The organism is Isachenkonia alkalipeptolytica (genome assembly GCF_009910325.1).
GTDB lineage: Bacteria > Bacillota > Clostridia > Peptostreptococcales > T1SED10-28 > Isachenkonia > Isachenkonia alkalipeptolytica.
In genome coordinates this window covers 17,233-29,701 of the sequence record NZ_SUMG01000014.1, presented here as the reverse complement: position 1 = coordinate 29,701, position 12,469 = coordinate 17,233, and the positions used below count along the sequence as shown (strand labels likewise).

Below are 12,469 nucleotides of genomic sequence, written 5' to 3'. Positions count from 1 at the left end.
GGTATAGGAATGACTTTTACAAAGGAACAGAAAGTTGTTGTCATTTTGCTGGTTTTGATGATTTTAGCAATTGTTTCAATCTTAAGTTATAGAAAGGAACAAAATCACCAGAACCACAGGCATGTACTGATTAATGAAGAGGATGAAGTTTTTTCGGATCCACCGGTGGTTAAAGGGATAGAAAATGAGGATAAGTCCGAGTATGACAATAAAACGGAAAAGATAGCAATACATATTGAAGGCGCTGTAAAAAATCCCGGATTATACTATTTACAGGATAACAGTCGTTACGATGATGCAGTTAAAATAGCTGGAGGTCTATTGGAAGGAGCCGATCGCAGCAAAGTCAATTTAGCTAAAAAAATCTATGATGAAGCTTTTATTTATATTCCGTTGATTGGTGAGGTGTGGGAGCCTGGAATGGAATCTTTCTCAGAGAATAACCAAGAAATTCAAGAAGGTCATTCTGGGGAAGCCTTAGTAAATATCAATACCGCAACTCAGGAAGAGTTAATGAAGCTATCCGGTATAGGTGAGGTTTATGCTCAGAGAATAATAGATTATCGTACAACTAATGGTGCTTTTCAGTCTATTGAAGATATAAAAAAAGTCTCCGGAATCGGAAATATAACCTTTGAAAATATGAAAGAACAAATAACAAAGTAATTTAAGAGGTGATCCTATGAATAAAAATCAATTATTAAGAGAAATTCCTTCAGTAGACCGTTTATTACAAAAAGAAGAAACCCTTATTTTTATTAGAAAATCCTCCGTTGAATTGGTGACTCACCTTTTGCGAAGGATTATTGAAGAGTACCGAAAAAAAGTATTAGCGGATCAGAAAGGGCAAATGCATCCTTTAAGTGAAGAACAGATTATTACTAAATTGGAGAAGGAAATGAGCCAATTTATTGAAATGAACTTAAAACAGGTCATTAATGGTACGGGAACCGTGCTTCACACTAATCTGGGTAGAGCCTTGTTTTCAGAGGAAATGAAAGAGGAGGTTTGGAAAGTCTTATCAAATTATTCAAACTTAGAACTGGATTTATCCACCGGTAAAAGAGGGAGCCGTTACAGTCATCTTGTAGAAAAAATCAAATTCATAACCGGTGCAGAAGATGCTTTAGTGGTCAATAATAATGCGGCAGCTGTATTATTAACACTCAGTAGTATAGCAAAAGGGAAAGAAGTGATTGTTTCCCGTGGAGAATTGGTAGAGATTGGGGGCGCTTTTCGGATTCCCGATGTTATGGAACAAAGTGGTGCAACCTTAGTGGATGTGGGGACAACAAATAAGACTCACCTTAGAGATTATGAATCCAATGTCACAGAAGAAACAGGCGCGCTGTTAAAAGTTCATACCAGCAATTATAAAATTATGGGCTTTACTAAAGAGGTGCCTTTGAAAGAATTGGTGGATTTTGGAAAAGGAAAGAGTCTTCCGGTGATTGAAGACTTGGGAAGTGGTGTGCTGATCGATCTTGAAAAATATGGTCTTGCCCATGAACCCACGGTACAGGAAAGTGTTAAGGCGGGAGCTGATATCATTACTTTTAGCGGAGATAAGCTTTTGGGGGGACCACAAGCCGGAATCATTATCGGAAAGAGGGAATGGATCGATAAAATGAAAAAAAATCCTCTTACCAGAGCTTTTAGAATTGATAAGATGACGGTTTCTTCCTTGGAAATGATTCTATCTTATTATTTGCGGGAGGAAACCGTTGTAAATAAAATTCCCGGTCTTTCCATGATAACGATGCCTTATGAACGTTTAGTAGAAAAAGCGGAGAAATTAAAACAAATAATAGGGAAAAAGAATGAAGGATTATTCACCCTATCCACAAGAGAGGATTATTCTCAGGTCGGGGGAGGATCCTTACCCTTGGAACAATTGAAAACAGAAGTAGTGATCATAGAGTTTCACAAAACCCCGATTTCTTCGGTGGAAAAAGCTTTAAGAGAAGCCTCTATTCCGATCATACCAAGAGTCAGTAATGATGCGATGATTTTAGACCCTCGAACGATTAATGAACGGGACTTTGATTACATTGCAACAACGATCCAACGCATAGTGAAAGAGAAGCATTAATTTAAGGAGAGGATTATTTTGGAAAACATTATCATTGGAACAGCCGGTCATATAGATCACGGTAAAACAACCTTAATAAAAGCCCTAACCAATAAAGAGACTGACCGGTTAAAGGAAGAAAAGAAAAGGGGTATTTCTATAGAATTAGGTTTCAGTTATTTCGACTTGCCTAGTCAAAAGCGTGCAGGAATTATTGATGTACCAGGACACGAGAAGTTTGTAAAACATATGTTGGCCGGGGTTGGGGGGATGGACATAGTTATGTTTGTTGTGGCCGCTGATGAAGGCGTTATGCCACAAACCATTGAGCATTTAGATATTTTGTCTCTCCTTGATGTGGAAGTCGGAGTGATCGTTATTACAAAAAAGTCCATGGTTGAAGAAGATTTTTTGGAACTGGTAAAAGAGGATATAAAAGAAGCGGTTGAAGGAACCTTTCTTGAAAAGTCCAAGATTTTGGCAGTGGATTCTCTTAGTCAAGAGGGGATTCCGGAATTAATCGAGGAAATTGATCAACTGGCCTTCAGTATAGAAAAAGATAAAGACCAGCGGGCTGTGCGTCTGCCGATTGATCGAGTTTTTTCAATCAAAGGCTTTGGCACCGTTGTCACCGGAACTTTATTGGAAGGACATGTGAGACCCGAGGATACCCTGGAACTTCTTCCTCAACATCAAGAAGTTCGTGTTCGAAACGTCCAAACTTATGGCCAGGAAGCTAAAGAAGCTTTTTCAGGTCAACGGGTGGCTTTGAATATTTCTCAGGTTAAAAAAGAAGATATTAGCAGAGGGAATGTACTTGTTGAAAAAGGTTCGATGGATACCACAATGATGATTGACGGAAAGCTGACGGTATTAAAAAACTACCAACGACTCATTGAAAACCGTACTAGGGTCAAAGTATATAACGACTCCAATGAAACCGTTGGGAGAATAATACTTCTTGATAAGGAAGAGGCAGGAGCGGAGGATCAAGTCTATGTTCAGCTTCGCCTGGAGGAAAAAATAGCTATCAAGAAAAAGGATAAAATAATTGTAAGACTCTACTCGCCGATGGAAACCATTGGTGGTTTATTAGTGATTGACCCCTATCCCGATAAGCGCAAACGCTTTGACAATGATGTTCTTGAGGAGCTTAAACTAAAGGAGTCGGGAGACTTTGATTTTATCCTTGAAAAAATGATTGAAAAACACAGCTCCAGCATCCCGAATGTCGATTTTTTGACAGTGAATCTATCGGAGGAAAAACAAAGGGTTATCAACGGCTTGAAAAAACTAATTGAAGAAAACAAAATTTTACCTTTAGGAAAATTCGGTTATATTCATCGAAACTTTTATGAAAGACTTAAAACCGACACCCTGAAGAAACTAAAAGAGTTCCATCAACAAGAGCCTTTGCAACCGGGAATGTTAAAGGAAGAATTGAAAAACAAACTGGAGCAAAGTTACCGCACAAAGTTGACTGATGACCTCTACCGATTCTTTGAGAAAGAAGGCTTAATTTCTATTAGAGAGCAATATCTTACTTTAAAAGACTTTGAAGTATCCCTTGATGGAGAACAAAAGCGTATCAAGGAGCTGATACTGGATAAGCTCAATCGTGAGCCTTTTAACCCTTTGAAGAAGTCCGATATTGAGGCAGAACTTAAAAAGGAATATAAGGAAAGCACTGTACAGCAAGTTTTTCAGCTTTTAATATCCCGGGAACTTATAAAAGTTCAGGAGGATATTTATCTTACGAAAATCAATTATGAAAAAGCGAAAGCCATGCTGATTGAATTTTTACAAGCTCAGGGCTCTATTTCAATTGCTGATTTCCGAGATATGCTAGGCAGTAACCGTAAAATTGCTGTGGCATTATTAGAAAAGTATGATGCTGAAGGGGTTACTCTCAGATCCGGAGATCAGCGGATCTTACAAAAATAGTGGCAAGAAAAACTATTGCTCTACAAGAATAATCATGTTATACTGATTAAGTCTTCAAAAAGAGGGAGTAGATGGGTACTGGTGTGCCCTCTGGTCTTCAAAACCAGCACGAGGGGTTAGTAGCCTCTTGGGTAGGTTCGATTCCTATGTACTCCCGCCAATCTTTAAATTTTAAGGCTATAGTTTTTCTATAGTCTTTTTTTTGTGGAAAATACTTCAGAGGAGACTGTTCCTGATATTGGAACTTTCTTTTTGACTGTATTAGCAGGGAAGCTTATAATAACAAGAAAGAGAAAATAATCTAAAAAGGTGATAAAAATGAAGAGTAAGAAAATATTTATTCTCGGCAGCAGTTTTCTGCTGGCGATACTTATGGGCGCTTTCTACTTTTTCGTATACGATAACATGACAGTACAATCCTTAACTTTTATAGAAATTGAATATAAGGCTGAAAATATGTATGTAGAAAATGAAATCGTGGAGATAGATCCGAAAAAATACCAATTATCCCAGGAAGAGGCGAGGATTTTACTTCAAAACCTTGAGACCAAAGAAGTAAATAAAATTGAAGATTATGATTTTTCCCAGATAGAGGAGTTGGAAAAACAGAAGGATACTGCTGTAGAACCTTTTGTTTTGCGATTAATCAATAGATTTGGTAGAGAAGAAGACTATGAAATATATTTAACAACGGAAAAGAAGGCATACTTGATAATAAATGATACCTTATACCGTGTACAGGACCATGAATTTTTCTTTTCCCACGAGGGTTTTGATCCATACTATCAAACAAATTACCTTCCGGATATTCAACTAGATGAAAATTTGGTTTTCCGTGAAAAAACTTCAGCTATTAATTGGAAAGTCCAGCGGTATGATGGGAGTTGGTTGGAGAACAACTCAGAGAAGACTGATTTTTTTTCGGATGCAAACGGATCTTATTTCTTTGATCTCCAAAATGAAAAGGAACAACCCAAGATAAATTATAAAAAAGAACCTGATGAAATTATGTATACCCTTCTCAACTTGGAAACAAATGAAAAAACAGAAATCGAGAAGGGAAGTGATCTAGAACATCATTTACTGCCGATTCCCAAAACAAATGGAAATTATCGATATCAATTACAAAGTATATGGGAGCAGGGAACATCATCAAGAGCGGAAATTTCTTTTGAACTTAAAATCAACCTCCCGATCACATTCGATATTAGCGAGAGGATCATAGAACAGGATGACATTATTGAAATTAAAGCGGATCGAGCAGCTACCCCCGATGATATTCGCGTTAAAGGAGAGTTAGGCGATGATCTGCAATGGCACAGGGATGATCAGAAGCTTAGAACGATCATTGCAACCAACTATCACACGAAACCCGGAAACTATTCATTGGAATTGGTGGATGTCAATAGTGATAAGAAACATTCCTATGATATAGAAATTCACCCTCGTGATTATAAAACCCAGCATTTATCCATCAATCCATCGGTAGAAGATCGCACAAGAAATCAAGAAGCTTATCAGGAAAGGGAGGAGTACTTTGATCCCATATGGGAAAGCAGCAGTGATAATAAATACTATGAAGACACTTTTGTTTTGCCTACGGAAGGGCGACTTACAACTGAGTTTGGGGAGAAAAGATTTGTTAATGAGGAGCGTACTTCCTATAGGCATAATGGCATTGATATAGCCGCGCTTCAGGGAACGGATATTCTTGCGACAAATTATGGCGAAGTAGTATTTACAAAGGGAATGATTTTAATGGGAAACACCATAGTGATCGACCATGGCCATGGAATCCTTAGCACCTATATGCATTTAGATGAAATCCATGTGGAAGAAGGAGAAATGGTAGCGAAGGAAGAGCTAATAGGAACCGTTGGGTCCACCGGATTTTCAACAGGACCCCATTTACACTTTACGGTATCCTATTATGATAAACCCCTAGAACCCGGTTACTTTATTATTGGAAAACCTTTTACGAAAGAATACCATTACCACCTACATCGATGATGGTATTTAGAGCAATCTTTAATTGTAAAGCGTCAACAGAAATGTTATAATTAAGTATAGAGAATATTCCAATGAATTCGTCAATAAGGGAGGGGTTATTATGGAACTGACCTATTATAAGTGCCCGGAATGCGGTTTTATGCATCAAGTTCCTGGATATTGGAGTGGATTTTCACCGGATGAAGTTTTAGAGTTGCAGCATGTGAATTTAGCAACCCAAGAAACTTGTAGTGAATATATATTGGAACTAGTGGAAGATCATGATATTTTATAATTGAAGGCATGTTAAATAGAAGGTTTACAGATGCACCTGTTTTAGTAAAACAAACCCCTTTTCTATAAAAACCCTACAAGTAAACTTGTAGGGTTTTTATAGAAAAGAAATTATTATTAAGATTATACACATCATTTATTCAACTGAGCAAATCCCTCTTCAAGGGCTTCGATAATTCCATAGTAAGTAGCGGTGGCACCGGTAATAACTTCAATTTCCTCAAGGGGTATTCCCTTCAAAAGGTCTTTTTCAATAGTTGTTAATACTTCGTTAAAAACCTGGGAAGTATCGTGGAACTCAATAGCTTTGATGCCTTTAAAGTTTTCACCCTCAAGGATAAGCTCAAGAACGATCTCTCCTTTGTAACCCTGTCCGGAACCAAAGATTTGATCTTCGTAAACAATATCTTCATTGCCGAGCCCTTGGGTAAATTGATTGGCACTCAAAACAATAATTGCTAGAACAGCTAGAATAACAAAACCGGTAATGCCCTGTTTTCTTTGACTCCCTCCGCTCATGAAATCTCCCCCTTAATATTATTGACTTTAGTCTAACGCGAATTGGAAGGAAGTTCAATATATATTATGAATTATTCTGATTCGGTTGATAATATAATGGGATAAATAGTTTTTTATTAGCAGGAAATGAGTATAAGTTCTTTAGCCTTAAGGTATATAGAAATTGAATTTGGATGAGTCTTTGAGTGTATGTTATACTAGCAATAGAACCTTGAGAGGAGAGCTACGAATGGATGATACATCAAAGACCTCCATAAAGAATAATGAGAGTTATGTATTAACTTTAATAATTATGTCAACCGCATATATAGCGGTAGGGATAAATGTACAAGGATTCAAAGCAATGCTTCCCCTAGTCAGTGCAGACTTTCAAATTTCCGGAACTCAAGCAGGACTTTACGCCACATTTTTTTTCTTGAGCGGAACCCTTCTTGCCATTGTCAGCGGAAGAGTCGTTGATAAAATAGGACCAAAAAAATCTTTAGTTGGAGCAACTTTAATTATTGCAACTCTTATGTTTTTACATACATTGATGCCTGTTTTTTCAGTGTTGCTACTGTTGGCATTTTTGACTGGGATTGGATTCAGCATCATTACCCCTGCAATCAACAAAGGAGTAATGGACCTGGTTCCCCCTAACAAAAGGGCTGTATCCATTGGGATAGCGCAGTCTGGGGGTGGAATCGGAGGGATCCTGGGAGCGAGTTTACTTCCGTTTTTAGGAGGTATTTTTGGCTGGAGAGTTGCGTTGTTAGTAGCCGCCGCAGTGGCATTTTTGATGGCTTTAGTTTTGGTAAAATGTTACAGACCTAAAAAAAAGCAAGATAACAAAACCAACCAAGGGCAAGAGGAACTTCCCGGGTCCTTTAAAAAAGATTTTAAGAAACTTAGTTCAAACCCTTTATTAATTTTCATTTGTTTTATGGGGGCAGCCTTTGGCTTTACCATTGGAAATATGACCATCCATTATACGTTGTTTCTTACCGCGGATATTGGTTTAACTCCAAGTTATGCAGGATTCGCTTTAAGTGCTTTTATGTTGGGCGGAATTGCTGGTCAGCCGAGCATGGGTTATATGAATGACCGCTTTTTAAACAGTAATCGGCGTCTTGGTCTGTTTTTATTAGGTCTTATAACATCGGTAATGTTATTGATTATTGGGAGCGTGGTATTCAGCGGAAGTTTGGGTTTTGTACCCATTCTTGCAGTCTCTTTTGTACTAGGTTTTTTTTCACTGGCAATTCCAGGCTTAGTGTTTACAACAATCGGAGATGTGGTGGAAGATAAACTTGTGGGTACAGCTACCGGGATCATATTGGTTTTTATCCGTACCGGTGTGGTTATTGGTCCGCCACTTATTGGATATATAGCAGATCTTAGAGGCAACTATCAAGCTAGCTGGATACTGCTGTCCTTAGTAATACTTATTATCTCTGTAATTTTCTTCGCAGGTACAAGGAAGTATAAAGCTCAGTTATATGGAGGCTGAAATAGGATTTGAAATATTTTTACAGTCAATGAAATTCTAAATTAGCTATGTGTAGTATAATAGAAAGGAGACCAATAATGAATTATGAGATTGTTGTAAAAGGTGTATTTTTAGAAGAGGTTTCTTTAAAAAAAGAGGTTTATGCTTCGAAAAAACCTGAGATTTCTGAGGAGGATACGAAAAAAAAGTTACAACAAACCATTCGTATCAGCAGTAATATACTGCGTAATAAAAACAAATCTACGGAAATCAAATATATAACCCAAGTGAATTTTATTGTTCAGGGACATTTTGAGATTACAGCATTGCTAAATTCTTTTCTTTATTTTCAAGGCTTGGAAGAGCTGGAGCTTTCCGATGCTGAACTAAGGGATCAACTGAACTTTCATATCTGGCCTTATATCACAGAACAAATCCAAAATTTAACCGGAAGAATGAAAAATTACAAAGGAATGATTGTACCCCCCTATGAGATTGTTCGAAAACAAATGCAAACCAATAAAGAATGATGAAAAACTTGAAATACCCCGAATTCTATATTTACCGTAGAATTCGGGGTATAGTTAATTAAAAAAATTTTTCAGGGGGACGATCATCTTTTTCTTCATGTTTTGCAAATCGGCCAACTTCGATAGGGGTTACGTGATAATTAACATCCCAAGGCCAGCCTCCGAATTGAGTTTCTTGATAATCCTGATATGCCTGCTGAATTTCTTCAAAAGTATTCATTACAAAGGGCCCATGGTTTACTATGGGCTCATTAATCGGTTCTCCCTCTAATACTAATAAATAACTTTCTGTCTTTCCGTTAGTGATGGTGATGGGTTCGTCACCAACCAACTTTAAACTGCTTTTGGTATCTACTTCTTCATCGTCGATACGAATACTTTTCCCCCGATAAAAATACATGTTACGATTTAAGGTAGAGGATACCTTAGGGAGAGTAAAACTTGAACCGGGCTCCATTGTTACAGTATAGATGCCTACATGATTTTCTTCTTTATTCGCCCAAGAGTCGGGATTTGGTTCTAAGCCTTTCGTTCCGCTAATACATCCTGCAATGACACGAATGGTTGTCTTTTGATTTTCTTCGTTTTCTATAATCACCTTTGGAATTTCCTCATTCCACAACATTTTATAGCTCGGCTCGACAAACTTATCCTTTGCCGGAAGGTTCAGCCATACTTGGAATAATTCCAAGGTGTTGTTTTGATCTTCGTGAACAAGAGGAAACATTTCCGAGTGCTGCATTCCCTTTCCCGCAGTCATCCATTGCACGTCGCCGGCTCCGTATTTACCGGATTGCCCTGCGGAGTCTGCATGGTCAACAAATCCCTGAAGTACAATTGTTACAGTCTCAAATCCTCGATGAGGATGGGCCGGAAATCCGGGAATGTCTTTTCCATAGTACATTTTCCAATCTTTACTGAAATCAAAATCTTCCCCCAGGTTCCGATCTTTTAAAAGTTCCGATGGTACCCCCATAGCACCATTCCCCGGCGGATATAAATCAAGATGGTGCATTCTTGCTAAATAAGGATCTTCAGGATTCTCGCGAAAATTAAAATTGGATACTTTTAGGATTTTTTTCGACACAACAATCACTCCTTCAGTTTTATTTGATATATAGATTCCCTAAGTTTCTATATCTATTTATACCTATCTGAAAGATTCCTAAACCCTTCTATTAAAATTGGAAGGATATAGCAATATTTTTCGGTGTTTGGAATCATATCATTTGGATATATAATACTTAAGATAAGAATGAAAGTTCTAGGAGGGTTAGGAATGTCAAAAGAAATCAATATTACCTATTGTGGATCCTGAGGTTATTTAGACAAAGCCACTAGTTTAGAGGCGAAAATAAAGGAAGAATTTGAGGCTGCTGATGTGAAACTTGTGAAGAGTAGTGGAGGTATTTTCACTGTCGCGGTAAATGGCAAGGAAATTTTTAATAATAAGAATGAAAACGTGAAATTTCCTGGGGAAGAGGAAATCATAAGTGAAATTCAAAAGAATGATTAAATAATTTGGGATCTCTTAGAAGATACTATCATAAGCTACGAAATACAGGAATTTTGTGAGGGATAGAAGTGTGAATGCAAACCATCTTTTCAATGGTTTTAAGTATTTACACTTTTTTTGTTGCAACCGAACTCTATAAAAAAGAATATTCTGAAAAAAGTTGAAAGAATTTCAATTACATAATAGAATAATAGTAATAGTATATCAATTGTTACTTCTTTTAAATATAAGCCAAAGCTATAAGACAAGGAGGTTTGGAGATGGGAAAATTTGAAATGGGCCGATGTATTACAAGTATTGAAGCGGTCTTAAGTGAAAAGGAGGCGAAACAATCCCTTTTAACAAGTGACATCTTTGAAAAACAGGAAAATCTAAAAATTATGGAATACTGTATTGATAAATTTATAAAGGCTGAGATGGAATTACAAAGTTCCAGTGTGAGGGGCGTAGGTCGCCTTACCGATCAAATACCAAGGTTTGGAGGTGTTTATCGAAAACAAATTCTCCATTTTTACAAGGAGGAGATCGCAGAGTTGGAAGAGCTATTTAAAGAGCTTATTTATATTGGTTACTTTACCCATATCACTCTTTATGAGCAATTTTTAAAAACTCCGGTATGTAAAGATCAATATAAGCTTTATCAAATGTGGATCATGTATATTTTAGGAATCAACCCCCAAAATTATCCCCAGGGTATAAGGACCATAGAAAAAGCTTCAAAGAAAACTCGAGATTATATCAAAAAACAAATGGATAAACTTGAGATTAATCTGTCGAAGGATGAAGAAGAGGTCCTTGATAAGATATTATTATTTTATGGTTTTACCGGTTTTTCCCTAAGAAGAGGAGAAATGGGTTTTAAGTTTTAGGGTTCCTCTCTTGACAGATAGGAATGTGTGTTTTATTATTGTATAGATATCTTTAAAACGGACAACAACCACTTAAAGAAGGAAATTTTTAAGAGATGGGATGGACTGAAAAAGAAAAGATGATGTTAGGAGAAGAAGCTATGCAAGATTCTATTGAGTATAAATTGAGAGAACAGGGTTATAAAATCACGGAACAAAGAAAAATCATTATAGAAGCTTTTGTAAAGACGAAAAATCATCTGTTGTCCGCAGAGAAAGTATATGACTGGATTAAAGACCATGGGCAAAGGATCGATTTGTCTACAATCTACCGAAACATTGAGATTATGTTGAATATTGGTGTATTGAAAAAAATTTCTTTAGACAATCATGTAGATCAATACAAACTAAGTGTAACAAATGAACATCACCACCATATTGTATGCGTTTCCTGTGGTAAGAGTGAAATTTTTAAAGACTGCCCGGTGCTCCCCATTGAAAAAAACCTTATTGACAAACTCGGGTTCACACCAATCGAACACAAACTGGAAATTTTAGGATATTGCAAAAAATGTACTTGGAAAAGTAGGGACTAGGAACCCTGCTTTGTTTGTTTCTTAGGCATAAATGAAAAAGTTGTTGGGCTTTTTTAATATTGGTTAATAATAATATTAGAAGGTAGGAATAAAAATGTTTGCATTTATTGACGGGAAAATTCATAGTAAGGATCTAGGGTCTATTATTCTAGAAGTAAATGGGATAGGCTATAAAGTGCATACAACGGAAAATACTATAAATCAAGTACAGGTCGGGGAGAAGACTATTATTCACACTCATTTAGTTGTTCGGGATGACGAGATGGTCCTCTTTGGTTTCAACTCAAAAGAAGAATTGAAGATGTTTCATCAATTACGTTCCGTATCAAAAATCGGTGCTAAAGTTGCCTGCGGAATACTTTCTCATTTTACTCCGGAAGAACTTACGAGAAATATTTATGAAGGTTCCATTGGCAATATTTCTAAAGCACCCGGTGTAGGAAAAAAAACGGCTGAAAGAATGGTTGTAGAGCTTAAAGATAAACTCTCAGCAATAGATTTAGCATCGGCTACCGTTGAACCAGAAACTCAGAAAGAAGATGTACGCCACCGGGAAACTGTTGATGCTTTAATGTCCTTAGGATATACTAAACAAGAAGGACAAAAAGCGGTTAAGTCTTTAGAAAGTGAGACTCTATCCGTGGATGAAATGATTAAAGAATCCTTAAAACTTCTTATGAAATCGTAAAGGAGT

Annotated in this window: 12 protein-coding genes, 1 tRNA gene and 1 pseudogene; 12 read left to right on the top strand and 2 right to left on the bottom strand. The window is 37.0% G+C overall.

The window, feature by feature from the left end:
- Positions 1–9 precede the first annotated feature (9 nt).
- The 6 genes from ISALK_RS10595 (at position 10) to ISALK_RS10570 (ending at position 6,299) form a co-directional block, all read left to right on the top strand.
- Positions 10–666 carry a helix-hairpin-helix domain-containing protein gene (locus ISALK_RS10595; RefSeq protein WP_160722070.1) on the top strand — a complete coding sequence of 219 codons (657 nt, stop codon included), beginning with the start codon at positions 10–12 and terminating at the stop codon, positions 664–666.
- Between the two features lie 16 nt (positions 667–682).
- A complete protein-coding gene (gene selA / locus ISALK_RS10590; RefSeq protein ID WP_160722068.1) occupies positions 683–2,092 on the top strand; it encodes an L-seryl-tRNA(Sec) selenium transferase in 1,410 nt (469 codons plus the stop codon).
- Between the two features lie 18 nt (positions 2,093–2,110).
- On the top strand, positions 2,111–4,015 hold the full coding sequence (gene selB, locus ISALK_RS10585) for a selenocysteine-specific translation elongation factor (protein WP_160722066.1): 1,905 nt from the start codon (positions 2,111–2,113) through the stop codon (positions 4,013–4,015).
- A gap of 63 nt (positions 4,016–4,078) precedes the next feature.
- Positions 4,079–4,175 (top strand) — tRNA-Sec (locus ISALK_RS10580).
- Positions 4,176–4,333: 158 nt separating this feature from the next.
- The gene (locus ISALK_RS10575) at positions 4,334–6,025 is read left to right on the top strand and encodes a M23 family metallopeptidase (protein WP_160722064.1); all 1,692 of its coding nucleotides are present in this window, start codon (positions 4,334–4,336) and stop codon (positions 6,023–6,025) included.
- A 100-nt stretch (positions 6,026–6,125) separates the two neighbouring features.
- Entirely contained in the window at positions 6,126–6,299 is a 174-nt protein-coding gene (locus tag ISALK_RS10570) for a hypothetical protein (RefSeq protein ID WP_160722062.1), read from the top strand.
- Positions 6,300–6,430: 131 nt separating this feature from the next.
- Here ISALK_RS10570 and ISALK_RS10565 read toward each other — a convergent pair whose 3' ends face one another.
- Positions 6,431–6,817 carry an FMN-binding protein gene (locus tag ISALK_RS10565; protein ID WP_160722060.1) on the bottom strand — a complete coding sequence of 129 codons (387 nt, stop codon included), beginning with the start codon at positions 6,815–6,817 and terminating at the stop codon, positions 6,431–6,433.
- Positions 6,818–7,046: 229 nt separating this feature from the next.
- Between ISALK_RS10565 and ISALK_RS10560 the strand changes: the two genes are divergently transcribed.
- Both ISALK_RS10560 and ISALK_RS10555 read left to right on the top strand, forming a co-directional pair.
- Positions 7,047–8,306 (top strand): MFS transporter, encoded by a 1,260-nt coding sequence (locus tag ISALK_RS10560; protein WP_160722058.1) that lies wholly within the window; start codon positions 7,047–7,049, stop codon positions 8,304–8,306.
- Between the two features lie 77 nt (positions 8,307–8,383).
- Complete coding sequence (locus ISALK_RS10555) at positions 8,384–8,815, top strand: hypothetical protein (RefSeq protein ID WP_160722056.1); 432 nt, start codon at positions 8,384–8,386, stop codon at positions 8,813–8,815.
- Positions 8,816–8,873: 58 nt separating this feature from the next.
- Here the strand turns inward: ISALK_RS10555 and ISALK_RS10550 are convergent, their stop codons facing one another.
- Positions 8,874–9,902, bottom strand: a complete 1,029-nt coding sequence (locus ISALK_RS10550; protein WP_160722054.1) for a pirin family protein — start codon at positions 9,900–9,902, stop codon at positions 8,874–8,876.
- A 243-nt stretch (positions 9,903–10,145) separates the two neighbouring features.
- Between ISALK_RS10550 and ISALK_RS15555 the strand changes: the two are divergent.
- The 4 genes and pseudogenes from ISALK_RS15555 to ruvA form a co-directional block, all read left to right on the top strand.
- Positions 10,146–10,331, top strand: a pseudogene (locus ISALK_RS15555) (Rdx family protein); the annotation flags it as partial.
- A gap of 260 nt (positions 10,332–10,591) precedes the next feature.
- Entirely contained in the window at positions 10,592–11,200 is a 609-nt protein-coding gene (locus ISALK_RS10540) for a hypothetical protein (RefSeq protein WP_160722052.1), read from the top strand.
- 140 nt (positions 11,201–11,340) lie between these two features.
- A complete protein-coding gene (locus tag ISALK_RS10535) occupies positions 11,341–11,775 on the top strand; it encodes a Fur family transcriptional regulator (protein WP_160722050.1) in 435 nt (144 codons plus the stop codon).
- Between the two features lie 94 nt (positions 11,776–11,869).
- On the top strand, positions 11,870–12,463 hold the full coding sequence (gene ruvA, locus ISALK_RS10530; protein ID WP_160722048.1) for a Holliday junction branch migration protein RuvA: 594 nt from the start codon (positions 11,870–11,872) through the stop codon (positions 12,461–12,463).
- Positions 12,464–12,469 lie beyond the last annotated feature (6 nt).